At 37.6% G+C, this 25781-nt stretch carries 23 protein-coding genes; 14 read left to right on the top strand and 9 right to left on the bottom strand.

Annotated elements, in window-relative coordinates; genetic code table 11:
• Positions 1-121 precede the first annotated feature (121 nt).
• Positions 122-490 carry a hypothetical protein gene (locus RMB06_RS08495; protein ID WP_014207798.1) on the top strand — a complete coding sequence of 123 codons (369 nt, stop codon included), beginning with the start codon at positions 122-124 and terminating at the stop codon, positions 488-490.
• Between the two features lie 368 nt (positions 491-858).
• The gene (locus RMB06_RS08490) at positions 859-2088 is read left to right on the top strand and encodes an MFS transporter (protein ID WP_069120184.1); all 1230 of its coding nucleotides are present in this window, start codon (positions 859-861) and stop codon (positions 2086-2088) included.
• A gap of 40 nt (positions 2089-2128) precedes the next feature.
• Here the strand turns inward: RMB06_RS08490 and yccS are convergent, their stop codons facing one another.
• The 4 genes from yccS to RMB06_RS08470 form a co-directional block, all read right to left on the bottom strand.
• Entirely contained in the window at positions 2129-4279 is a 2151-nt protein-coding gene (yccS, locus tag RMB06_RS08485) for a YccS family putative transporter (RefSeq protein WP_032036649.1), read from the bottom strand.
• Positions 4280-4482: 203 nt separating this feature from the next.
• Positions 4483-5052 (bottom strand): superoxide dismutase family protein, encoded by a 570-nt coding sequence (gene sodC / locus RMB06_RS08480; protein WP_075383285.1) that lies wholly within the window; start codon positions 5050-5052, stop codon positions 4483-4485.
• A gap of 125 nt (positions 5053-5177) precedes the next feature.
• On the bottom strand, positions 5178-6296 hold the full coding sequence (locus tag RMB06_RS08475) for an AI-2E family transporter (RefSeq protein ID WP_005067168.1): 1119 nt from the start codon (positions 6294-6296) through the stop codon (positions 5178-5180).
• A 124-nt stretch (positions 6297-6420) separates the two neighbouring features.
• Positions 6421-7065 (bottom strand): ParA family protein, encoded by a 645-nt coding sequence (locus RMB06_RS08470; protein ID WP_005804567.1) that lies wholly within the window; start codon positions 7063-7065, stop codon positions 6421-6423.
• 158 nt (positions 7066-7223) lie between these two features.
• On the opposite strand from RMB06_RS08470, the gene RMB06_RS08465 reads away from it, so the two are divergent.
• Together RMB06_RS08465 and RMB06_RS08460 are read left to right on the top strand one after the other, a co-directional pair.
• Positions 7224-7691 carry a Holliday junction resolvase-like protein gene (locus tag RMB06_RS08465; RefSeq protein ID WP_311079055.1) on the top strand — a complete coding sequence of 156 codons (468 nt, stop codon included), beginning with the start codon at positions 7224-7226 and terminating at the stop codon, positions 7689-7691.
• A gap of 139 nt (positions 7692-7830) precedes the next feature.
• Positions 7831-8394, top strand: coding sequence for a hypothetical protein (locus RMB06_RS08460; RefSeq protein WP_311079054.1), 564 nt, complete (start codon positions 7831-7833; stop codon positions 8392-8394).
• A gap of 53 nt (positions 8395-8447) precedes the next feature.
• Here RMB06_RS08460 and RMB06_RS08455 read toward each other — a convergent pair whose 3' ends face one another.
• The gene (locus RMB06_RS08455; protein ID WP_078219767.1) at positions 8448-8978 is read right to left on the bottom strand and encodes a hypothetical protein; all 531 of its coding nucleotides are present in this window, start codon (positions 8976-8978) and stop codon (positions 8448-8450) included.
• Between the two features lie 26 nt (positions 8979-9004).
• Positions 9005-9793 (bottom strand): class I SAM-dependent methyltransferase, encoded by a 789-nt coding sequence (locus tag RMB06_RS08450; protein ID WP_060464962.1) that lies wholly within the window; start codon positions 9791-9793, stop codon positions 9005-9007.
• Positions 9794-9920: 127 nt separating this feature from the next.
• Here RMB06_RS08450 and RMB06_RS08445 point away from each other — a divergent pair, with 127 nt between their 5' ends.
• The 8 genes from RMB06_RS08445 to astE all read left to right on the top strand — a co-directional run bounded on the left by RMB06_RS08445 (position 9921) and on the right by astE (position 21568).
• Complete coding sequence (locus tag RMB06_RS08445; protein WP_311079053.1) at positions 9921-11198, top strand: hypothetical protein; 1278 nt, start codon at positions 9921-9923, stop codon at positions 11196-11198.
• 413 nt (positions 11199-11611) lie between these two features.
• Positions 11612-13039: an amino acid permease gene (locus RMB06_RS08440; protein WP_005078414.1), complete on the top strand. Its 1428-nt coding sequence runs from the start codon at positions 11612-11614 to the stop codon at positions 13037-13039.
• Between the two features lie 1037 nt (positions 13040-14076).
• On the top strand, positions 14077-15348 hold the full coding sequence (locus tag RMB06_RS08435) for a Glu/Leu/Phe/Val dehydrogenase (RefSeq protein WP_005078412.1): 1272 nt from the start codon (positions 14077-14079) through the stop codon (positions 15346-15348).
• Between the two features lie 136 nt (positions 15349-15484).
• Positions 15485-16699, top strand: coding sequence for an aspartate aminotransferase family protein (locus tag RMB06_RS08430; protein ID WP_311079052.1), 1215 nt, complete (start codon positions 15485-15487; stop codon positions 16697-16699).
• An 18-nt stretch (positions 16700-16717) separates the two neighbouring features.
• Positions 16718-17749, top strand: coding sequence for an arginine N-succinyltransferase (astA, locus tag RMB06_RS08425; protein ID WP_002116871.1), 1032 nt, complete (start codon positions 16718-16720; stop codon positions 17747-17749).
• Entirely contained in the window at positions 17749-19218 is a 1470-nt protein-coding gene (gene astD / locus RMB06_RS08420) for a succinylglutamate-semialdehyde dehydrogenase (protein ID WP_311079051.1), read from the top strand. The genes astA and astD overlap by 1 nt, the downstream gene beginning before the upstream one ends.
• Before the next feature lie 19 nt (positions 19219-19237).
• Positions 19238-20581 carry an N-succinylarginine dihydrolase gene (astB, locus tag RMB06_RS08415; protein ID WP_002116805.1) on the top strand — a complete coding sequence of 448 codons (1344 nt, stop codon included), beginning with the start codon at positions 19238-19240 and terminating at the stop codon, positions 20579-20581.
• A 12-nt stretch (positions 20582-20593) separates the two neighbouring features.
• Positions 20594-21568 carry a succinylglutamate desuccinylase gene (gene astE, locus RMB06_RS08410; RefSeq protein ID WP_311079050.1) on the top strand — a complete coding sequence of 325 codons (975 nt, stop codon included), beginning with the start codon at positions 20594-20596 and terminating at the stop codon, positions 21566-21568.
• A gap of 59 nt (positions 21569-21627) precedes the next feature.
• Here astE and RMB06_RS08405 read toward each other — a convergent pair whose 3' ends face one another.
• The gene (locus RMB06_RS08405; RefSeq protein WP_078224978.1) at positions 21628-22422 is read right to left on the bottom strand and encodes a hypothetical protein; all 795 of its coding nucleotides are present in this window, start codon (positions 22420-22422) and stop codon (positions 21628-21630) included.
• 586 nt (positions 22423-23008) lie between these two features.
• Here RMB06_RS08405 and RMB06_RS08400 point away from each other — a divergent pair.
• Together RMB06_RS08400 and RMB06_RS08395 are read left to right on the top strand one after the other, a co-directional pair.
• Positions 23009-23317, top strand: a complete 309-nt coding sequence (locus RMB06_RS08400; RefSeq protein ID WP_086394060.1) for a hypothetical protein — start codon at positions 23009-23011, stop codon at positions 23315-23317.
• 35 nt (positions 23318-23352) lie between these two features.
• On the top strand, positions 23353-24708 hold the full coding sequence (locus RMB06_RS08395; RefSeq protein ID WP_002117062.1) for a S8 family serine peptidase: 1356 nt from the start codon (positions 23353-23355) through the stop codon (positions 24706-24708).
• A gap of 103 nt (positions 24709-24811) precedes the next feature.
• Here RMB06_RS08395 and RMB06_RS08390 read toward each other — a convergent pair whose 3' ends face one another.
• Both RMB06_RS08390 and RMB06_RS08385 read right to left on the bottom strand, forming a co-directional pair.
• Positions 24812-25243, bottom strand: coding sequence for a hypothetical protein (locus tag RMB06_RS08390; protein ID WP_002117095.1), 432 nt, complete (start codon positions 25241-25243; stop codon positions 24812-24814).
• Between the two features lie 95 nt (positions 25244-25338).
• Positions 25339-25758 (bottom strand): hypothetical protein, encoded by a 420-nt coding sequence (locus RMB06_RS08385; RefSeq protein WP_002116877.1) that lies wholly within the window; start codon positions 25756-25758, stop codon positions 25339-25341.
• Positions 25759-25781: the final 23 nt, after the last annotated feature.

Here is a 25781-nt window from a genome sequence, read left to right as displayed (position 1 = left end):
ATTTCTATTTAAAATTAATCTATCTCATTAATATCAATAAATTTATACCTATTTACAAAGCTCAAAAGGAAAAAGTGGCCTATTATCTTTAGCATTAATTTTGAGTAAATAGAGGGGATGAGTGATGAAAAAGAATGGTTTGTTGATTATTTTCAGCTTAAGCATATTAACAGCTTGTGCTCCCCCTCAAAATTCTTCTGCACAACTTGCTGATAGTCCTATACAGGCTGTATTACTCGATCAACCAGATCTTTTAAATGATGCAAGCAATTTAGATATTTCACAGCAAATGAATGCTTCGGATGATCCTTCCAATGCGCAAGTTACTATTTTGCAAACAGAACCTAGTCCAGATGCGGTGTCGAAAACACGTACTGAATATTTATTAAAACGAGATCAGCAAATCTGGAAAATTGTGAATAAAAAGCAAAGCTATCAATGTACAAAAGGAGAGGAAACTACAGACTTCCAAGTTAATCCTTGCCCATGATGCTTAATTTTTTATCGAATATGTGGATAACTTTGAGTTTGTGCACAAGCATAATTTGCATGCCTTTTTGTGCAAAAAACTGAAATTTAAGCTTCTTGAAGTTGCATGATTGCTGATCAATTTAAAAAGTGCTATTGTTGCGCTCGGCAATTGTGCCAATTGGTAAAAATTACCGAATCTCACGTCATATATTTTTTCTCGTTTTAGACACCTTGTGAATACGGTGTTTCACACTCTAAACATGCACTCTCACGGCATATAACAACTTAACTAAAGATTGATTGACCATACATGTCATCGTCATGACTACATTTTATTTTATAGGTAGTCGCACAGACATATGGCCGCTATTTTGAAGTGTACAACTCATGAAAAATATTCAAACGACAACGTTGAACCGTACAACGTTGATGTTTCCTTTGGCCTTAGTGCTATTTGAATTTGCGGTTTATATTGGTAATGACCTGATTCAGCCAGCCATGTTGGCAATTACTGAAGATTTTGGTGTAAGTGCAACTTGGGCACCATCTTCTATGTCATTTTATTTGTTAGGTGGCGCATCTGTTGCATGGTTACTTGGTCCTTTGTCGGACCGTCTCGGACGTAAAAAAGTACTATTAGCAGGAGTTTTATTCTTTGCTCTATGCTGTTTTTTAATTTTACTGACGACGCAAATCGAGCAATTTCTAGCTTTAAGATTCTTGCAGGGAATTGGCTTAACCGTAATTTCAGCAGTTGGATATGCGGCTATTCAAGAAAGCTTTGCTGAACGTGATGCGATTAAAGTCATGGCACTCATGGCAAATATCTCATTACTTGCACCCTTGCTAGGACCTGTACTTGGCGCTTTCTTAATTGATTATGTGTCATGGCACTGGGGCTTTGTCGCCATCGCTGTATTGGCATTACTCAGTTGGATCGGGTTGAAAAAACAGATGCCAAGCCAGCAAGTCAGTGTAACCAAGCAACCTTTTAGTTATCTTTTTGATGATTTTAAAAAGGTGTTTGCCAACCGCCGTTTTTTAGGTTTAAGCCTCGCATTACCTTTAGTGGGTATGCCTTTAATGCTATGGATTGCTTTATCTCCAATCATTTTAGTAGATGAATTAAAGCTCACCAGTGTGCAATATGGCTTAGCTCAATTCCCCGTATTTTTGGGTTTAATCGTAGGCAACATTGTCTTAATCAAAATTATTGACCGTTTGCCTTTGGGTAAAACCGTCATGATGGGTTTGCCGATTATGCTAACCGGTACACTCATTTTAATATTAGGTGTAGTGTGGCAAACCTATCTCATACCATGTTTGCTTACAGGCATGACACTGATTTGTTTTGGTGAGGGGATTAGTTTCTCGGTCTTGTATCGTTTTGCGCTCATGTCATCTGAGGTCTCAAAAGGAACTGTTGCAGCAGCAGTTTCAATGTTACTGATGATGAGCTTCTTTGCAATGATTGAACTTGTACGTTATCTCTATACACAATTTCATTTATGGGCTTTTGCATTGTCTGCATTTACCTTTATTGTTCTTTGGTTTAGCCAACCGCGAAGTGCTTTGAAGCAGGAAATGCAAGAAAGACTGCAACAAGGCAACAATTAAATAAAAAATACCGGAAGTGATATTCCGGTATTTTTTTATTCTACTTAATCTCTTGTTCTAAAAGTTTGTCTTTAAGTGTTAATAATTCTGGCAAGGTTTCTAGCAATAAACTGATTTGTTTTAACACGAGTGTGTAATTCTCTGAAAAGTGCTCATGAGTAGTTAGGCTTTGAATTTGCGCTAAAGTCTGCTCAAGGAAATTGAAATCAATATAAGCCGGATCAAATAAGCTCTGTTTAAGAATTTGCTGACAATCTAGTAAGAGTTGTAATACCTGTTGATCATCAATTTTTTGTCGTTGGCTTCCTAACGCTGCTACGTAACTCAGTTGGCTGTGGCTATAAACCAGATAACGAAAAGCATAATGGATGAGTTGAGGGTTCGGGTTCGGTTCAGCACTTAAGCTTGAAATCATGTTGGATAGCTCAATCTGAGCGTTATGTGCAGCACGGCGAATTCTACGATATTCGATGTCTTGATTTTTGCCATATTGATATTGCTCAACAATCACATTGAAATAATCTAAGGTCGCTTTGCTGCTTTTATTAATATTGTTGGGGATGTTCCGAAAGTTCCAGTCGGGCCAAATAAAGTTTACGGCGAGCCATGCAATAAAGCAGCCTAATAAGGTATCTATCAGTCGAGGCAAAATAATACTGTAGCCAGCGCCTTTTAAGTTGAAAATTAATAGCACCATAAGGGTAGCCATGAGCGTAGCCAAAGCATATTTCTTTTGACGTAAGTAAAAAAAGCAGACTCCACAAATAATTGTAATGATGAGCTGGCCTTCAATACTCGGTACAAAATATAAAATAGGTATTCCTAATAAAACCCCAAGTAATGTACCAATCGTTCTTAATTTAAGACGGCTTTTAGTCGCAAAATAAGTAATCTGACAGACAAACAAACTGGTGAGTAAAATCCAGTAACCATGCTGCGCAAAGGGTAATAATGAAATGGCATACCCTGCGGCGAAAACCACAGCAATCCGTATAGCATGCCTAAACAGCGCTGACTGTGGCGTAAGTTGTTGCCGAATTTTTAAGATAAGATCTGAAAATCCTTGAATATCGTCATCAAGTAAATTTAAGTGTTCTTGTCTTGTTTGAGTGCTATTTTCAGGAACAGGTTGGGCATATTGCAGTTGTTCAAACTGTTCATGCATTCCTTTTAAATTATCAAAAATAAGTTTTAAATTTTTAACTTCAAAATTTTGTGGATGTTGTTGTATCCAATCTTTTAAAGAACTTTCCAAATGTCCTAGTACTTTCTGACTTTCTTGCGAAGGCTGATATGGCTGGTTATATAAAATACATTGAGCTAAGTCTTGGCATGCTTGTGCTTGTAGACGCAGGTTTTTTTGGAAACGGAAAATAAGATCACTACGGCTAAAATTCTGTTGAATATGTTCGTAATGTAAATAATTTGAAGTGGCTTGCTCATGAATATCTCGTGCGAAAAAATATAGGTTTAGCCAATAGATACTTTTATTACTGACTCTGGAAGCTTTGAGCCGAGTAAGTAGTGAACTGCGTATTTGATTGAGGCTTTGGGCAACTTGCGTATTTTGTAGAGATAATTCATATAAAAGCTGTTCAACATTCTCTTTATTGTCCGGATCAAACAAACGAGCTTTTGCTTGTAGTAGAACAGAAATTTCTTTAAAAATTTGTGAGAGCTTATCTTGTAAGGGAAGTGTCGGTTTAATAATAAAAAATAAAATAGAAGTTAAACCGTACCACAGAGCGCCATAAACAAAATAAGTAGGTTGTTGATACCAATGTGCATATTCGCCTAAACCGAACATACTATAAATAGAGAGCAAAATAGTACCAAAAGAAATCGTGGCATAACGTTGCCCTAAGGCGCCTAGTAATATGAAAAAAGCGCTTGAGATAGAGAGATATAAAATAAAGAAAATTTTGTAAGGAGCTAAAAAGCCAAGAATACTACTGACTGTAAAAAAGAGCAGGCAGACATAGACCAAGTTGCGTAATCGAATACTTAAACGATCATCAAAGTCTGTTAATGCTGCTGCAATTGCGCCTAAGGTCACGGGAACAATAAGTTGATTATAGCCCAGCCACAGCAAACCTAAAGTTGTGCCAGTGAGTACAATCAGAATTTGCAGGCAATAAATTAAAATAGAGTTTGTCTTAAAGCTATTAAATATTTGGGTCAGATAATTCACGGCTTTTGTTCTAAATTAGAGAATACGTGAGAAAGCAGTATGTAACTTTAAATTTTTATTACTTCAAAAATATTATTCTTTTTATCTACAAAAGTCAGTCATTTTTTAAGATTTTATTAGACTTAAACCAAGTTGTAACGATCAATAAATTAACAGAATTGTGGATATCTTTTTATATACCCACAATTTGTAAAATATATAAATTATTTAATCACACCACATGCAATTCGTGCTCCACCACCGCCAAGAGGTTGAGGTGAGTCTGAGTAATTGTCGCCACCCGCATGGATCATAATCGCTCGACCCTGAATATCAGCAAGTTTTAATCGAGGTGCGATTACGGCAGTTGTTGCAACACCTGTATTATCGACAACTAAAACAGGTAGATCGCCTAAATGGCCAGTGGTTGGAGTACCGTGATGAGGGGCTTGGTTCGGGTTGTAGTGGCTACCCGCAGCTAAAGCAGCCCCAGGTTTTCCATCTTTTACAGCAGGTGCGCAAGAAGCATTTTCATGAATATGGAAACCACGAGTACCACTTGGTAAGTCAGCAAGAGCAGGGGTAATAATTAAACCTTTGTCGCTATCTTGAAAGCTAATTGTACCTATTTTTTTTCCAATACCGTTAGCTGTTACTTCATTTACGTCGACCACTTTTTTAGTATGCATTGAGGTTAATGCTTGGGCAGTGTCAGATACAGTTTTAGTTACCGAACTACAGCCAACGGTAAAAAGGGCTGTAAGCGCACAGACTGCGCCAATTTTATTAAACATCTGCATGATTGGATGTCCTTATAAATATATATGATTATTTGATTCAAACAAACAGAGGTCTGACCTACAAGTTAATTTAAATAGTTAATTTGTATCTAGAAACATTTTTAAATTAAATAACTATGTCACTCTTTGTCATTGGAGGATTCACTCTCAGAATCATAAATCATGGTCGTTTTTGGCATAGGTTCAGGCTCAATCGTCTCATGTAACCATTCACGCCAAATTGCCAATAAAATAGCCAGAATTACAGGACCAATAAATAATCCGACCAAGCCAAAACTCGCAATACCGCCTAATACACCAAACATAATTAATAAGAACGGAATTTTGGTTGCACCAGAAATGACGAGTGGTCTAATCACATTATCTGAGCTACTGACAATCAGCACACCCCAAACCACAACACCAATTGCCTCCATAGTTTGTCCCTGAGAGAACAACCATAAGCCAACGCCTAAATAAGAAATTGGAGTACCAAATGGAATTAAAGCCAATAAGAAAGTAACAATAGTGAGTACCATAGGGTTTGGTACACCTGCTACGAAGTAACTTAATCCAGCTAAAACGGCTTGAGCAATTGCAGTTAAACCGACACCATAGACTACTGCACGAGTTGTTTCAGAAATTGTATCGAGATAATGATGAATACGAGGACCAATGACCATTTCTAAAGCTTTACTCACTTGAGATAAAATCATTTGTCCATCACGATAGAAGAAAAATAGGCTAAATACTGCAAAGCCAAGTTTGACAATATTTTTACTAATTTCACCAAGCAGTACACGGCCATAACTTAAATGGCTTTGTACCCAAGCTGCGATATTTTGAATCGTACTATTTGGATCGTTGTTCAATTCATTGAGTGTACGAGAAATCTCTTTTCCTACAAAAGGAAGGTCACGGATAAAATCTGGAACGCTTAAATGACCCGAAAAAACCTGACGTTGTAAATCAAAATATAAGTTACGTCCCTCATGCTGCAAAATAAAAACCGCGCATGTAAAGGGGATACCAACTACCAAAATGACCAGACTAATCATCAGGGTTGCGTTTAAAGTATTACGTGATTCTCCAAAAAAACGCTGAATTCTTAAATAAATAGGCCAAGTCATATATGCAATGATGGCAGCCCAAAGTACAGGAACAATAAAATATTTCAGGATATTAAATCCTAAAAAAATCAAAATAAAAAACAGCCCAAACAATAAAACGCGCTGTAAATTAGGAGCGTATGGATGCACGAACAATATTTCTCTAATTTTCTACATAGAATAAAGTCATATTAACTGAAAAATAACCTGAGGCAAATTTTAAGGCCGTAATGTAAAGAACCTTATACATGCGGTTTTAGAGGCTAAAACTCCCTTAAAACCACTCAGCTTTATCTTCAATTAACTTGTTTAGAACAGGTTGCCATTGATTTTGGATACTAATAAAGTTCTTTTGCGGTTTATCAAAAATGCTTAAGCCTTGCATTGCTAAGCTGCCATATGCAGTGCGTTCAGCAATCCATGCAACAGGTTCCTGTTCAATTTTTTCAAAGAACTGTTGGATATCTTTTGAGCTTGCACTGTTTGGTTTTACACGGTTAGCAAGAAGCAAAATCTGTACTTTGCCTTTGCGAATACGTTTAATATCTTGTAAATGCTTCAAAAAGCGACGAGTACTGTCTATGTCAAAAAATGAAGGCTGAAGCGGAGTAATAATGGCATGAGCTTCACTAATAAGTTGTTCAGCATGCTCACCTGACAGAGCACCAGGCGCATCAATAATTAAATAGTCCAGATTTTTGGGTGCATCACCAATTGATTTCTCATGACGCCAGTCTAGGCTTTGAATCGTTGCAACGGTATCAGGGCGCTGTTTTAACCATTGTAAAGCCGATTTTTGATTGTCCGAATCTGCTAATGCTACTTTATATCCTTTTTGTGCCAATGCTGTTGCCAACGTAATGGCCGTCATGGTTTTTCCGCATCCGCCCTTTTGATTTGCAATAAGTATCGTTTTCATAAATCCAATTATTTTCAGCAGCACATTTGTTTATGTTTTATACCTTAGCATCTTTTTATGTGAAGGAGATGACCACATTTGACAAAAGTTTAAGCTGTTTCGTTATTTTAGATATGATTAGATCTGTAATCTTAATTCGTGCTTTTTAAGGAAAATTTATGTCTGTATGGCTTGCCATGCTTATTGGTGCTGGAATTGGCATCATTATCACTACTCTTATTTTATCAAATACACGTAATGGACGAATTAAGGCTGAATATGAGCAATATATTGCTGAACTTGAATTAGAGCATCAACAAGCTCTCACTCAAGCACAAAAGAGAAGTGTAAATACAAGTCGTGCGGTGTTGAAAGGAAAAATGGCAGAACAATTTGCTCCGGTTTTACCTGAATTTCAGTATTTACCAAGCGATGCAAAATTCATGGGCGATCCGGTGGACTATATTATTTTTGATGGATATACCGATTTTCGTGATAGCGATGGTACGGCAGAAGACATCAATATTATTTTGCTCGATGTAAAAAGTGGAGGAGCTAGACTTACGAAAGGTCAACAGGCAATTGCACAAGCTGTTCAACAAGGTAAGGTTCGTTTTGAAACGTTGAGAATAGATTTCGAAGATTAACAAGCTGTTTAATTCAGCACAAAAATAGACGAAATTGATCTGTATTGTTACTAAATTTCGATATTTTTTTCATCGCTTAAAGCTATTATAAATTGAAGATCTATTCACTTTGATCTAGCAATATTTGAGGTGTAACACGATGAAAAAAAAACGTTTGATGATGGGCTTTTTAGCTGCTATTGGCATGAGTTCAGCATTTGCATCGACCTCAAGTGAATATAATATTGCCAAAGGTTTGAGCCCGATAGAAAAAGATCAATCTATTTCTGTATTACAACCTTTTCAAGGAAATTTCAGAATCTTGGGTTCAAAAGTTTATCAAAATGATGAACAAGCTAAATTTTCTCCTATTGACTATGCCGTAAGTTGGGGATTGTTCGCACAGCCTGAAATCGCACGTCATATTTCAGTGAAACAATATGATCGTTATTTAAACTGGAAAATTCCTAAATTACCTGTTCCAGCAGAGCAAGCAATGCAAATGGTGTCTAACATGCACATCATTCCTGCAAACCCTGAGATTGCTCAGCAGATTAAACAGGTTAAACGTGGTGATTTAGTTTATCTAAAAGGTGACCTTGTCGAGATTAAGGACAAAAATTTAGTCTGGAAATCTTCACTTACGCCGACTGATACTGGTGATGGTGCATGTGAGTTATTTCGCGTTCAGGCAATTCATTGGGTTGAAAAGCAAAATATATAATTTAAAAAAAAGCCTTCATAAGTTTGAAGGCTTTTTTATAACCACTACATTGCTTATTTCTGTTGCGATGCTTTCCAATATTTTAATTGATTTTGTGCTTGTAAATAGTCGGCAAGATCATTGATCTGTTCATCTTTATTGGCTTGTTTATCACTCAAGTGTTTTTCTTGGTTTTCCCAATATTGATAAAGTAAACCCTGAATGTAACGGCCCTGCTCAGTTTTTAGATCTAAATCTTTTAACATGGTTAGAGCAGAGCGCACATTATCGAGAGTACGCTGTTGCTCAAACTCTGTAGTGAGGGTTCCAGCTTCATGCATTTTTGCTAATTCACTTTCCATCTCGTCACTCATTTCTGTAAAGCGACGGTCATAATCCTCTAACAGCGCAATATCGTGCGCATCATCAGCAGTGGCAGGGAAGGTCTTAACAGGTCTTTCATTCAGTTTTTCTAAAACCTGATCGGTAGATGAGGTGCTAGAAGGTTGCTCCGTCTTAGCAGGCTCATCCGCTTTTTTACAAGCAGTCAGAAATAGGCTAGAGCAAAGCAAAGACATTAATATGATTTGAGGTGTTTTCTTCATAACTTTCAACCAAACCTATTCACTAATTATTTAATGGGTAACGTACTTTTCTGAAAGTGATATGCATACGTAATATATGGAAAATCAATCTGATCTTGAGGACCTAATCCCGTAAAATCATAAACAATTTTTTCAAACTGTGCTTTGAGTTGTAATTGATCTTTTTCAGTCATTGCAGCAATAAAACTAGTAGAGAGTAAACGTTTACTCACGACTTGTTCGACAGAACCCTGTTGTGACTGTGTGAATGTTTGTAGGCTATCAAATACAAATAAATCTTGTTGTTCAAATACGCGTTTCCACTTTTCACTATGATAACGAGGTGTGTCACCTTCAAGAGGAAGTAGGAAGTCAGCTAAAGCCTTGACCCAATCTGTACGTTCGTCGCGTTGATTCCAAACTAGCCCTAAATGTCCTTCTGGTTTTAATACTCTATGCATTTCTGTTAGGGTGTCGAGGTTGTCAAACCAGTGAAAAGATTGCGCACAAATAATGGCATCAATTTTATGATCTGCTACAGGAATTGAATGGCTAAAAGCCTGTAATGTTTGAATATCAGGATAAACTTGTTGAAGCTGCTGTAACATCTCGCCAATTGGCTCAACTGCAATAACATCAGCATGTGTTTGTTTTAAGTAGGGTAAGAATTTGCCAGTACCCGATCCAAGATCAATAACAGTAGATTTTTCCTGTATTTGTAGGCAATTTTGCAGCCAACTTACTATTTCTGCGGGATAATTGGGTCTAACTTGCTGATATAGTTCAGCAGCTGAACTGAAGCCTTTTTGAGCGGCAGGATGTAAGGATTGTGTCATATTTTGCGCTTTTTAATCTGACTGGCATCTATAAAATAAGATACTCCGCAATCATAAATTGGCAAAACACCTATTTTGTTTCATTTTTGACGTTGTATGTGGGAGTAAATTTTCTTTCGGTGTGAGCATGGATAAGCAAATTATTTTTGAAGACGAACACATTAGAGCCATTTTTTTACCAGGCGATTCTAATACATTGGTTCTCTCTTTTGGCGATTTGATTACCCGAGCGAGTGGCTTATCTATCAATGCTGAAAAGTCCCTAATTAAATACCAATATAATGTTATTGGGGTAATGCCAAAACAAAAATCATGGTTTCCTCAAGCAAGCATGATTGAGCTGGCAAAAGCAATTTCGCCTATTCTAAAAGGCTTTAAAAATATTGTGGGTTATGGCGGTTCAATGGGCGGCTATGCGGCAATCAAATATTCTAATTTATTGAATATGAACCGTGTGATTGCATTTGTGCCTCAATATTCAATTGACCCTGAACACGTTGAAGACCGACGCTATGCTGAGTTTTTTGATGCTATAGCAAATAAAGACATGCAGATTCAGCCGCAAGATGTCGATGCAGCGCGTGAATACGTCATTGTTTATGACCCATATTTCTCGATTGACCGTGAACATTACTTAAAAATAAAAGAGCTGTTACCAAGCTTACATACGATTCATTTGCCATTTACTGGTCATGAAGCATTGTCTGTATTGGCTAGTTCAAGTTTATTACATGATTTTATTGAACATGATTTCTATGAAATCTATTTTTATCAGCAAGTTCGTAAGGTCAAAAAACAAAGTAAGTTTTACTTCCGTAATGTACTTGCGCATGTTCTTACCCAACATGATGAAATGTTGTTAAAAATATTACGTCAAAATGATTTTCAGTTAGATGAACGTTATTTTGATAACCCCCTTAAACAGGCTATTACACGTAGTCTGATAAAAACAAATCAAGCAACTGAGTTGGATTTTCAAAAGCTTGGTATTAAAGTACAACGAATTCAAGAAGATGCAAATTACAAAGAAGGCTTGCAGACTAGCTTTGGTTTAATTTTGGTATTTAACCTTATCAATTCAAAGTTTGAAAGTTACACGGTAGACACTCTACTGGCGAATAAACCTTATTTGGTTCCAATTGTGGCTGAGCAAACTGGTGTAGTGAATATTGAATTAAATAATGAAATTTATTTGTTAGCGATGAATGATCGCAAAGTCATTAAATTGTTCAAGAGTGAAGAGCCTTTAACATCTGATATGAGCCCATTTGTAATCAAAAAATATTCCGACTGCTTTGCGATTAGCTATAAGCAACTAAATTTATCTTGTGATGAACAAGGGCTGTGTGAATTTACGGAAGGTTCAATTCAACCTACAGAGCAGTTGACTACCATCAGCTATTAAAACTTTATAGTGTTTAAATAAAGCTCAGACCTTTAGGTTTGGGCTTTATTTTTTGCTTAAAAAATATTTTTTTATAAACTTATTTGTATATTTTTTTAAAATTCATTATTTAAATAAATAGTAGGTTTATTATATGGTGATCTGCTGTATTTAAAGTAGGCATAATCAGTAATGTATATAAATATTATATTTAAAAATAAATGGGTTTTTATAATACATAAATTATAGAAATAATATAAGATTAATTAAAATACAGTTATAGCTATAAAAAAATATAACTAAATGTTTTTACTATATATTTTATTTTTACCTGAAGAGCTTGGTTAAAATAAGTTCACTATTCAAAGATAATTGCATATTTATTTTTTTCTCCTAAAATGATTTTTTACTAAATTGTCGTTACAGTTTTTTATATGCAATCATTAAATTATCGGAATAATGATGCATCGCAACATGGAAGTTCTGCACCTTTGAAACGAGCAATGAGTACTCGACATTTGGTGATGATCTCCCTTGGCGGTGCCATAGGTACAGGTCTTTTTTTAGGGTCTGGTGATGTAATTTCCCAAGCAGGCCCAATTGGCGCAATTATTTCTTATTTTTTGGGCGGTTTAATTGCCTATACCGTGATGTTATGCCTTGGTGAGCTTGCGGTTCATGTGCCGGAATCAGGTTCTTTTGGGGAATATGCGCGTCGTTATATTGGTCCGGGTACGGGCTATATGATTACTTGGCTCTATTGGTTAACCTGGACTGCAACTTTGGGGACTGAGTTTACTGCGGCAGCTTTATTGGTGCAGGAGTGGTTTCCATCTACCTCGGTATGGGCTTGGACTCTTTTTTTTGGTGCCTTAGTTTTTTTTCTTAATATCAGTTCAACTCGATTATTTGCCGAATCTGAATTCTGGTTGGCCCTCGTCAAAGTTATTACAATCATCTGTTTTATTGGTTTAGGTTTACTGGCAATTTTTGGTTTTATTCCTTACCACGGACATGAAACAGCGCCATTATTTAGTAACCTGACTGCTCACGGTTGGTTCCCAAACGGTCTCTTCCCAATTTTTGCTACTATGCTGATTGTTAACTTTGCTTTTTCGGGCACAGAATTAATTGGAGTAGCGGCGGGGGAAGCTGAGAATCCAGCACAGACAGTTCCTAAAGCAATCAATGCGGCTATTTGGCGTTTACTGATTTTCTTTGTTGGTACAATTGTGGTGATTAGTTCATTACTGCCGTTCCAGCTTGCAGGCCTTAGTGCAAATGAAGTAAGTAATAGTCCTTTTGTGACGGTATTTAACTATATTGGTATTCCATACGCAGAAGACATTATTCGCTTTGTAATTATTACGGCTTTACTATCTGCTGCAAATTCTGGTTTGTTTGCTGCTTCACGTATGATGTGGTCGCTTTCGGCAAAAAATCAATTACCAAAAATATTTTCTAAATTAACTCCTTCTGGAACACCGATTGTTGCCATTACTGTAACTATGTTTGGTGCAATTCCTGGATTGCTTTCAGAACAATTCGCGCCAGAAACAATTTTTAAGAATTTGTTGGGCGTTGCAGCTTTTACAATGGTTGTGGTTTGGATTGCGATTTGCGTTTCACAGTTTAACTTCCGTAGACAGTGGTATAAGTCGGGTAAAACAGCAAAAGATTTACGCTTCGCGGCACCTCTTTTCCCTCTTACTCCAATTGTAGGTGGGCTGTTCTGTATCGTTACCTGTATCAGTATGGTGTTTGACCCATCTATGCAAGTTGGTTTTATCTGCTGCATTATTTTTATCATTTTATGCTATGCAAGCTACTTCATTTTTTATCGAAAGAAAGATCTAGTGTAAAGCTAAGCTTTTTAGTCGAAAAATGTGTTTTTAAAGGTCCCGAAAGGGGCCTTTTTTGTGCCTTAAAGGAACTGCAAAAGAAAGAATTTCTGTATTTTTTTTAAAAATGAAGTTTTATTTTTAATCATGAAAACAAATATTGTTTTATAAAATTACCATTTATCGGATTCTTATTAATATTTATTTATTATTAATAGTTGATTAAGTCTATGTTTAGCTTGGTTATTTGATAAAGAGGTTTTTGGGTTTTTATAAAATATGAATTAGAAATGGACTTATTATAGATTTAATGTAGAGGTGGTATAATTTTTTGACAAATTCATGAAGGTGATTAATTTTTAAGTTATTGTTATTTATAATTTTAATTTGGTGTATTTTTTTAAATTATGATTTTATGTTTTCTATAAATTTTTTTTATTAAAGTTAAGCTTTTTTTAATATTTGTTGTTTTTTTATTATAAAGATTAGTGCGATTTGATTATTTTTTCTCTGCTTATTTATTTTAAAATGTTCTAAATGAGTGTGCTCTATGCTATATTTATTGGAAGATTTTATAGCTATGTTCCGGCTTAATTTTAAGCGGTATGTGTAGAGATAATTAATCTGTAGCATTATTGAACAATGTTTATTTTTAAAAAGACTAATGGAGGGATCTATCGATTAGTCAAAATAATTTTTATGGACATATGATTTTTTTATAAATCATCGTTCTTTTTAACTCCCAAACGGTTATGCCATTTCTTTTGTATTTATATTTCAGCCGACTGGATTAAGTGGGTTGTGGTTAAACTTTGCTTTTATAAAGATAGCTTTATAAACAGTAAGTTAAATGAAAGAAAGCTTGTAAAAGATATCGATATATAAAAGTAGATCATACTTTTAGTATCAACAAATGGAATTTAAAAAACCTAATGCTTTAGAAGAGCAGAAGGTTTAGTAAATAAACTAAGACTTTGTTATTGCAAGGTTTTAGTTGCTGAATAATAAAGACTACGGATTTATCAAATCTGAGTCTATGAAGGTATATAGGAAAAAAGATGTCAGATCTTTCATACGTAAACGAACATAGCGATGCATGGCAAACTTACTTGGCACAAATTGACCGTGTAGCGCCATATTTAGAACATTTAGCTGATTATATCGATACTTTAAAACGTCCTAAGCGTGCGCTTATTGTTGACGTGCCAATCGTGATGGATGACGGTTCGATCCAGCACTTTGAAGGTTACCGTGTACAACACAACTTGTCTCGTGGTCCGGGTAAAGGCGGTGTTCGTTACCATCCAAATGTTGACTTGAATGAAGTGATGGCGTTGTCTGCATGGATGACAATTAAAACTGCTGTTTTGAACTTGCCATTTGGTGGTGCAAAAGGTGGTATCCGTGTTGATCCACGTAAATTATCAACTCGTGAATTAGAGCGTTTGACTCGTCGTTATACGACTGAAATTGGTCATATTATTGGGCCTCAAAAAGATATTCCTGCTCCAGACGTTGGTACGAATGCCAATATCATGGGTTGGATGATGGATACTTATTCTACTAGCCAAGGTCACACGGTAACTGGTGTTGTAACTGGTAAACCAGTTCACTTAGGCGGTTCTTTAGGTCGTGTGAAAGCAACTGGTCGTGGCGTATTCGTTACAGGTCGTGAAGTAGCAGCAAAAATTAATTTACCAATTGAAGGCGCGAAAGTTGCTATTCAAGGTTTTGGTAACGTAGGTAGTGAAGCAGCTTTCTTATTTGTTGAATCAAAAGCGAAAGTTACACACGTTCAAGACCATACTGGCACAATTTTCAATGCTGATGGTATTGATCTTGAAGCATTACGTGATCACGTAAATGCAAATCAAGGTGTTGGTGGTTTTGCTGGTGCGCAATCAATTGCTGACGAAGATTTCTGGACAGCTGAAGTTGACATTATTGTTCCAGCTGCATTGGAAGGCCAAATCACTGTTGAACGTGCTCAAAAACTTAAAGCTAAGTTGATTTTAGAAGGCGCAAACGGCCCGACATATCCTAAAGCTGAAGACGTATTAGTTGAGCGTGGCATTGTTGTAGTTCCTGACGTGGTATGTAACGCCGGCGGTGTAACTGTAAGTTACTTCGAATGGGTTCAAGACATGGCGAGCTACTTCTGGAGCGAAGAAGAAATCAACGAGCGTTTAGACAAGTTGATGGTTCAAGCTATGGAAGATGTTTGGAATACAGCAAACAGCAACGCTTGTACTTTACGTACAGCGGCTTACATCTTGGCATGTGAGCGTATCTTAAAAGCTCGTAAAGAACGCGGTATTTTCCCAGGCTAATCTGCGGAAATTACTTTTAGAAAAAGTGGTCTGAACAAATATAAAGGATGTTATAGGGTTTATTTGTTCAGTCCCTTTTTCTGAATTATTCAAATTTAAGTGTTATCGAATATATTAAATAAATACTGAGGTAAGCATGGAACAGCCAATTTCTGTAACTCGAAGCAACTTTAACGACTGGATGGTTCCAGTTTTTGCACCGGCAAATTTCATTCCGGTACGTGGTGAAGGTTCACGTATTTGGGATCAAGAAAATAAAGAATATATCGATTTTGCAGGCGGGATTGCAGTAAACGCATTAGGTCATGCGCATCCAGTGGCAGTGAATGCTTTAACAGAACAAGCAACAAAACTTTGGCATGTAGGCAACGGTTATACAAATGAACCTGTTCTACGCCTCGCAAAACAACTCACTGAAAATACATTTGCAGATAAAGTATTCTTCTGTAACTCAGGTGCAGAAGCGAATGAAGCAGCATTAAAACTAGCTCGTAAAGTTGGACTCGACAGTGGTGTTGCTGGCAAAAGTGGCATTGTGGCATTTAACAATGCGTTCCACGGCCGTACCTTATTTACCGTTTCAGCGGGTGGTCAACCTAAATATTCACAAGACTTTGCACCACTTCCAAATGGTATCAACCATGTTGCCTTTAATGATTTAGAAGCTGCAAAAGCGGTCATTAATGAACAAACTTGTGCCGTGATTGTTGAGCCAATCCAAGGTGAAGGCGGCGTTATTCCTGCTGACATCGAATTTTTAAAAGGTTTACGTGCACTGTGTGATGACTTCGGTGCCTTACTTATTTTTGATGAAGTACAAACTGGTGTTGGCCGTACAGGTGCACTTTATGCCTACATGAACTCTGGTGTTATTCCAGATGTATTAACGACTGCAAAAGCACTAGGTGGTGGTTTCCCAGTCGGCGCAATGTTAACAACTGATAAGTTTGCTCCGCATTTTTCAGTGGGTACACATGGCACGACTTATGGTGGTAACCCGTTAGCAAGTGCGGTTGCAGGTGCAGTATTTGAGTTTATTAATACGCCTGAAGTACTTGAAGGTGTAAAACATCGTCATCAATATTTCCTAGACGCATTAAATAAATTAAATACTGAGTACCCGATTTTTGAAGAAATTCGTGGTCAAGGCTTACTCATTGGTTGTGTATTAAAAGCTGAGTATGCAGGGAAAGCGAAAGACATTACGACTTGGGCGGGCGAAGAAGGTTTGCTTGCTTTAATCGCGGGACCAAACGTGGTTCGTTTTACACCGTCTCTAATTATTCCTGAACAAGATATTGATGAAGGAATTGCTCGTTTAAAACGCGCATTGGCAAAGTTGGCTAAATAAAAAAAAGGAAAGCTAGCCATGATGATCGTCCGTCATGCCGAGTTTCGAGACCTTGAAGATATTTATAAATTAGCAGGTAAGTCGGGTGTAGGTCTGACTTCCTTGCCGCAAAATATGGATACACTTTCGGCTCGAATTTCACGTACTCGCAATACTTTAAATGGCAATGTCCATAAAAGTGAACAAGGTTATTTATTTGTTCTTGAAGATACAGAAGCTCAACGTGTTATTGGGTTAAGTGCAATTGAAGTTGCTGTAGGGCTCATTGAACCTTGGTACAACTTTCATGTTGGTACTCAAGTACACGCTTCAAAAGCATTAAATGTTTATAAGTCATTACCTACTTTATTTTTAAGTAATGACAGAACAGGTAGTAGCGAACTCTGTACACTATTTTTAGATCCAGAGCGTCGTGAAAACCAAAACGGTAAATTCTTATCGAAAATCCGTTTTATGTTTATCGCTGCCTTTAAGCAATATTTCGAGAAAAAGTTAATTGCTGAAATGCGTGGTTTCTCAGACGAAAATGGATGTTCTCCATTTTGGGATGCGATTGGTCACCATTTCTTTAATATGGATTTTTCAACAGCAGACTATTTGAGTGGAATTGGGCAAAAAGTGTTTATTGCAGAGCTTATGCCACGTTTCCCAGTTTATGTAGATCTCTTGCCAAAAGATGCGCAAGAGGTAATTGGAAAAATGCATCCACAAACTTTGCCTGCTTATCATGTGCTTGAGTCGGAAGGCTTACGCTATCAAGGATATGTCGATATTTTTGATGCTGGTCCAACCATTGAAGCCAATATTGATGAATTGCGAGCAGTAAAAGAAAGTCAGTTACTAAACGTCAAAATTACAAGTGAAGCTGCGGTCGGTAAGACCCAATATCTCATTGCCAATGATAATTATCATGACTATAAGGCAATGCTGTTAAAGCTTGATCTTGTTGATAACACAATAAATTTAACACATGAACAAGCTGAAAAACTCGGTGTACAAGAAGGTCACGTTGTTCGTGTGTTATCACTAAATCCAATGGAAGTATCCTGATGTCAAACTCTTTATTTATAAACGGTGTCTGGTTACAAGGCAGCGGCGCAACATTTGAAAAAACAAATCCTGTTGATAACCAAACTGTATGGTCAGGTGCCGAGGCTACTGCTACTAATGTAGAGCAAGCTTGTCAGGCAGCGCGTACTGCGTTTCCAGCTTGGGCGCGTTTACCACTTGCAGAGCGTGTAGCGATTGTTGAAAAATTTGCCGCTTTGCTTGAAGAAAATAAAAAGCATTTAGCAGAAGTCATTAGCCAAGAAACCAGTAAGCCATTTTGGGAAACGTTAACTGAAGTTCAATCAATGATTGGCAAAGTTGCGATTTCGATTCGCGCTTACCACCAGCGTACAGGCGAAACTTCAACTGAAATGGCCGATGGTGTAGCATCTTTACGTCATCGTCCGCATGGTGTGCTTGCAGTTTTCGGTCCATATAACTTCCCGGGCCATCTACCAAATGGGCATATTGTTCCTGCATTGCTTGCTGGCAACACAGTTGTATTTAAACCAAGTGAATTAACGCCTTGGACTGCTGAAGAAACTGTAAAACTTTGGCAACAAGCTGGTCTGCCAAATGGTGTGATGAATTTGGTTCAAGGTGGACGCACAACTGGTGAAGCCTTGGCTGCCTCACATGAAATTGATGGTTTATTGTTTACCGGAAGTGCAAACACTGGTTATCACTTGCATAAGCAAATGGCGGGTGCACCTGAAAAAATTCTTGCGCTTGAAATGGGTGGCAATAATGCATTGATTATTGATGAAATTGTTGATGTCGATGCAGTAGTTAATCTTGCTATTCAATCTGCTTTTGTTTCGGCAGGTCAGCGTTGTACATGTGCGCGCCGCATCTTGGTAAAAAATGGTGCTGAAGGTGATGCATTTATTCAACGTTTTGTTGAAGTTGCTAAAAACCTAAAAGTTGGTCGTTGGAATGATGAACAACAACCATTTATGGGTGGCGTTATCTCGTCGGTTGCTGCAACAAACATGATGCATGCTCAGCAAAAATTACTTGAGTTGGGTGCAAAAAGTTTATTAGCCATGACACGTCCTCAAGAAGACAGCTCATTACTTACTCCGGGTATTGTTGATGTCACAGGCGTGAAAGATATTCCAGATGAAGAATATTTCGGTCCACTTACCACCATTCAACGTTATGACAGTTTTGATGAAGCATTAAAAATTGCTAACGCAACTCGTTTTGGCTTGTCAGTTGGTTTGGTTTCACCAAAACGTGAACTGTTTGATGACTTACTCATTGAAGCACGTGCAGGTATTGTGAATTGGAATAAGCCATTAACTGGTGCTTCAAGTGCTGCACCGTTTGGTGGTGTAGGGGCATCAGGTAATCACCGCGCGAGTGCTTTTTACGCTGCCGACTATTGTGCTTGGCCAATGGCATCACTTGAAAGTGGCAGCTTAACCTTACCAGAAAAATTATCTCCAGGGATTGTGTTGCCTTAAACACTAGGGAAAGAAAAAAATGAAAGGATATGAAGTAAATTTCGATGGTTTAGTGGGACCAACACATCACTACGCGGGTTTGTCGTTTGGTAATGAAGCATCGACAAAAAACCGTAATAATACCTCGAATCCAAAATTAGCAGCTAAACAAGGTTTGCTAAAGATGAAAGCTTTGGCTGACATGGGAATGAAACAAGGTGTACTTGCTCCGCATGAGCGTCCACATGTTCCAATGTTACGCCGTTTAGGTTTTACAGGTGATGACATTAGCGTTGTTGCTCAAGCAATGCGTCATTCACCTGAACTATTATCATCTTTAAGTTCAGCTTCTCCAATGTGGACTGCCAATGCGGCTACCGTTTCACCTTCGGCAGATAGCCAAGATGAGCGTGTGCATTTCACAGCAGCGAACTTGAATAATAAGTTTCACCGTTCAATTGAAGCTGAAACTACAAGCCAAGTTTTACAAGCGATCTTTAAAAATGAACGTCACTTTGTACACCACGAAGCATTGCCACAAGTGGCTTTGTTTGGTGACGAAGGTGCAGCCAATCACAATCGTTTAGGGGGTGATTATGCTAAGCGCGGTGTTCAGGTGTTTGTTTATGGTCAACAACATTTAAATAATGGCTTACCGGGACCAAAACGCTATCCAGCTCGTCAAACGCGTGAGGCAAGTGAAGCAATTGCACGTTTGCACCGTTTAGATGATGCACATACCGTTTTTGTTCAGCAAAACCCGGATGTGATTGATCAGGGTGTTTTCCATAATGATGTAATTGCGGTAAGTAACCAGCAGGTTTTATTCCATCATCAACATGCCTTTTTAAATCAAGATCAGGCTTTTGCTGAAATTCGTCAAAAAATGGCAAGCATCGGTGAAGACTTTATTTCAATTGAAGTCCCTGAAAACCGTGTTACCGTTGACGATGCCGTAGCAACCTATTTATTTAATAGCCAAATTTTGACTCGTCCTGATGGTGGAATGACTATTGTTGTACCGGAAGAGTCTCGTCAAAATGCAGCAGTCTGGGGCTATTTGAATGACATGATTCAAATGGGCACACCAATTGATGCTATTCAGGTATATGACTTACGTGAAAGTATGCGTAACGGTGGTGGTCCAGCTTGTCTACGTTTACGTGTAGCTTTAAACGAAACTGAGTTAAATGCCGTAAATCCAAAAGTACTCATGAACGATCAGTTGTTTGGCACACTCAATCAATGGGTTGATAAACATTATCGTGATCGTTTAGCACAAGAAGATTTGGCTGATCCGCATTTGTTAATGGAAAGCCGTATGGCACTTGACGAACTGACCAAAATTTTAGGTTTAGGTTCGGTTTATCCTTTCCAAAAATAATGAGGAGGTGACATGCAAGATTTTCTAGCATTAACCTTACAAGGTGAGCAGCCTACAACTCGCGAAGCAAAACAAAATAATTTTTCTTGGCGCTGGTTGGGTGAAGGACTTCTTGAATGTACGCCAAACGCACAGTACGACAAAGCTGTCGTACTGTCAGCTGGAGTGCATGGTAATGAAACAGCACCAATTGAATTATTATCTCATCTTTGCACGGATTTATTTGCAGGGCGTTTAAACCTTGCTGTGAGGTTGCTGCTTGTATTGGGTAACCCTTATGCAATGCGTCAAGGCAAACGCTATGTGCATGACGATGTAAATCGAATGTTTTGTGGTGGATATAAAACTCTAGGCGTGTCTGAAGAATCAAAGCGTGCTGAAGTTTTAGAGCAAGTTGTCACAAATTTCTTTCAAGAAAGTGCAAGTGATGCTAAACGCTATCACTATGATTTACACACAGCAATTCGTGCTTCATTGTTACCAACGTTTGCTTTATTTCCATATCAAACGCATGGCTATGATGCTGATTTAACAGCAAGTCTTGAAGCAGCCGATTTAGATGCTTTGGTTTATCACAATGCGGTAGGTAAAACGTTTACACATTTTACGAGTGAGAATTTTAAAGCGGCGAGCGCAACTTTAGAGTTAGGCAAAGCCTTGCCATTTGGGCAAAATGACTTGAGCCAATTTGCTGCAATTGATGAAGTTATTCGTAATGTAGTTTCTGAGCAAGCCTTACCGCTACGCAATAAAACAAAAATTCGAGTCTTTAAAGTGTCTGATTCTTTAATTAAAAAAGATGAAGACTTCCAGATGAATTTATCTGCTGAAGCTCCGAATTTTTCGACTTTTACCAAAGGTGAAATCATTGCAACTCAACCTTCTGGTAATTATGTGGTTGAGCAAGATCAGGTCTGGATTTTATTTCCAAATCCAAATGTGAAGCTTGGTTTGCGTGCGGGCTTAGTTTTAACTGAAGCGACTTGAATACTTGATTTTGAGAAATAAAAAAGGGCAATTAATTGCCCTTTTTTATTTATAACGGATTAGTTATTACCGAAAAGACCTTTAACCCAAGATTTCTTTTCAGCTTTTTGTGTAGTCGCTTGAGCGCCTGCATTTACGTTTGCATTTGCATTAATACCAGCAACATTAACACCAACGTTTACACCTGTTTGAGCGTTAACTCCATGAGCTGGTTGAGCTGCATTTAATTTTGCTTGAGCATCAGCTTTAGTTTCGGCTACAAACTCTTTTTGCTCAGCTTGGTTTTGAGCTACACGAGTTTTTACAGCATCTACATGCGCTTGAGCATTAGCTTGTTTTTCAGCAGTAAACTCTTTTTGATCTGCTTGTTTTTCTGCAACTTTAGCTTTTACAGCATCAACACCTGCTTTTGTATCAGCTTTCGCTTCAACTGCTAAGTTTTTAGTACCGTTTGCAGCTTTAGTCGCTACATTTTTAGTACCTGTTACTGCTTCGGTAGCAAAATGTTTAGTACCATTTGCGGCTTTAGTTGCTACATTTTTAGTACCTGTCGCAGCTTCGGTAGCAAAATGTTTTGTACCATTTGCAGCTTTAGAAGAAAGTTCAGTCACTTTTCCTGTTGTTTTTTTTGTTGCTTTAACTGTAGTGTCAGCCGCTACATGACCAGCATGCTTCGCTGAGCTACCTACATTATGAGCAGTATTTTTGACTGTATTGGCTACGCCACTAACAAGACCACCCGGTTGTACATTTACTTGAGCAGAAGCACCTGCATTAACGCCCGCACTTTGTGCAAAAATAGAGGCAGAAGCAAGAACACTTGCAGTAACGATAGCTGTTTTCATCATTTTCATTGCGATATCCTTCAAAGAATATACCCTTTTAGTGAGGTATTTCATAAACGCAAACGAATCATAGCCAAGGGAATATAGTCTTGTGAACTATCTTCATCAAAATGTTACAACAGTGTTACGTTGAGTAAACAGACTAGGGATAAATTGTGAAGATTAATAAAAATTAATAATAAAGTGAAAAAGAACATTTATTTGTTAGATATTCTAATTAAGCTCTCTTGTCTTTCCTTTTTTAAAAAATATCCTTTAATTTTTTCTCTTTCGGTTTTTCTAGATTTGTCCTTTATATCTTTAAATGTGATGTGAATCTAATTATTTATTAGAGGAAACGGCATAATTATTGCTTATTATGAGAATGGAGTGCTTTTTTAGCACTTTTTTGAAACATATTCTGCCAGAAATATAAATGTACAGGGCAGAACTGTATTTTTGCTTATTCGGGAAAAGGTACTTTAGCTTTTCTCAGGTTTTTACATTTCATGAGATAGAAATTTCACATGAAATATATTGAAAGAAATAGCACTTTATTTCGAATAATCAAAAATAAAAATAGATGTCTATAAACAAAAAAACAGAGATCTTACAGATGAAAATTATTGCTTCCCTTCTTGTATTGGTCGGCTTGATCGCCGTTGTTCTCTATCTTAAGCCAACAAGTGGTGCATCTGATGTGTTCAATTCTGCTCTACATGAGTCGAATTCGCCACAACCAGACACCTCATCCTTTCTTTCTAAACTTAAGGAGCCTACTCAACCTAAAAATCTATCTCAACATTCAACTCATCCTCAATCGGTATCAGCTGATACCGTTCCTTTTTATGACACAAAAAGTGATCTTTCTATTCAACCGATTGATCCAGAAAAAGATCCAGCAAATGAAATAAAAGCGAAATAAGCAAATTGTTAGTTGAAAAACTACGGAGAAAAATAATGCAAAGTAAAACGTTATTTCTATTAGGTCTATGTACGATATTAAGTACAACTGCATCCGCTCTTCCTTTGGATTCTCAAGGGGCTAAACAGCGGTTAAATCAAGCAGCAAAACAAAAAGTATTTCAGGGCAAAATCGATTTGGATGCCTTGGTCAATAATGATTCGAATGATTTAATCGTTGAATACAATATTCCTTCGGTGAGTGTGCCTTCTGGTTTAGAACGGCGGAGTTATATTGCAACAAATAAAAAGAATATACAGGCAAGGTTTAACCGTGCTGGCGGTGTCCAAGTACTTCGGGACTACAATAATTTGCCTTTAGCTTTCTATCGAATTAGTAATCGCGAAGCTTTGGTGACTTTATTAAATGATCCAAATGTTAAAGCGGTTTATCCGAATCGTATTAACCGGACTACAACCAATGAAAGTTTACCTTTAATTAATCAACCACAAGCCAATACCAATGGTTTTACGGGTGAGGGCTCTAGTGTGGCAGTGATTGATACAGGTGTGAATTATCTTCATTCTGATTTTGGCTGTACGGCAGTGAATACACCATCAAGCACATGTCGAGTTGTTTATTCACTTGATAGTGCACCAGATGATGGCGCTTTAGATGATGATGGGCATGGTAGTAATGTTTCAGGCATTGTGTCTAAGGTTGCTACCAAGACCAAAATTATAGGCATTGATGTTTTTAGAAAGGTCAGATCCCAAGGTAAATGGGTAAGCACAGCTTATGATAGTGATATCCTCGCAGGGATTAACTGGGCTGTAAATAATGCACAAACCTATAATATTAAAGCAGTTAACTTAAGCCTTGGCGTACCAGGTGTTAAATATACCTCGGAGTGTAGTGATAGCAGTTATGGAACTGCATTTGCCAATGCACGAGCTGCTGGTGTGGTACCTGTAGTCGCTTCAGGCAATGATGCATTTTCAGATGGCATCTCATCTCCTGCTTGTGTTGCTGGTGCAGTAAGAGTGGGGGCTGTTTATGATAGTAATATTGGTGGTGTGTCATGGGGGAACCCTGTGAAATGTTCGGACCCAACCACAGCGGCAGACAAGGTGGCGTGCTTTAGTAATGGTGGTAGTCTTGTGACCTTATTGGCACCGGGAGCAATGATCACGGCGGGTGGTTATACCATGGGGGGTACATCTCAAGCGACACCACATGTGGCAGGTGCAATTGCTTTATTACGAGCAAATCGTGTGAGTCCGACAGAAAGTATTGATCAAACGATTAGTCGTTTAAAAACCACAGGTAAGCCAATTACTGACTCAAGAACGGGTTTGGTTTTCCCGCGTATTGATTTGTTAGCGGCAACAAATGGTTTGACTATTAATTAAATAGCTTATTTATAATTTTTTAAATTAGGTCCAAGAAATTTTTAAATAGCTATAACCCGTTGCAAAGGGTAACTTCTGCAACGGGCTTTTTATGAAAAAAGTACTAATTACACTTTGCTAGATTCGCTGAATTAAAGTTGCTTTGGAGTTTTTTGAAATTATTCTGAATTTCTGGATCTTGAATATTAAATGTCGTTGAGCTTTTGGTTGTAGAGTTGGTTGCCTGATTTAATATGCCTGATTCATCAGGATACTGCATAGTCGATGAGGTCGCTGAAATTAGACCATTATTATTAAAAGTCCAGTGCTCAGTTACATGTCCACCCCCTAAATAGCCAGTAAATTCAATCATACAAGCTTGTTTATCTTGTTTAATGAGTTTGGCTACATTACCTGTGGTAGAGGGATAAGCCTCGATATTCGTATCTTGTTCTAAAACTTGTGCTTGAGAATAAGATGAAGGAGGTGTAGAGGTCGCACATGCAGTTAATGCTAAGCAGCATAGTGTTGAAAAGAGGAGTTTTTGACTATTCATAAGGCAGATTCCTAGCTTTCTTATAGTTAATGACATTATTTCTAGATGAATATCTGGGTTTATAAGCGCGCGAAGTTATCGCGCTATCCAAAAAATTAGTTAGCTGTTGTGCTCGATTTACTTAATTCACCTTGCTCGATCGGGATATTTTCACCATTTCGACTACTGGTAATATTTTGTTTGGCTTGCTCTATTTTCTGTTCAGTAAATACTTTAGCTGTATCTGCTTTTTGTTGAACGACTTCTGCTTTTTCAGCAGTAAATTCTTTGGTGTTTTGCCATTTCTCACTAATTTTATTCGATGTTTTTTCAGAAGCACCTTGAATAGAGTTTCCTAAATTTTGTATGCCTTTGCCTGTTTTATACAACAGTACGCGCCCTAAGCTAGGGTTATCACCATAAGGTTGTGCTTTAGAGGTTGTTTCAACAACTTGTTGTGGCTGTGTTGTTTCTGCAAATAAGGTTGATGAAGCCAATATAGAACTTGCAACGCATAATACTTGTAAGGTTTTCATATGGATCAATCTCCCCAACCAGA

The organism is Acinetobacter sp. V104_13 (genome assembly GCF_031798995.1).
In the GTDB taxonomy this organism is placed as follows: domain Bacteria; phylum Pseudomonadota; class Gammaproteobacteria; order Pseudomonadales; family Moraxellaceae; genus Acinetobacter; species Acinetobacter pittii.
This window is presented reverse-complemented; position numbering and strand designations above follow the sequence as displayed.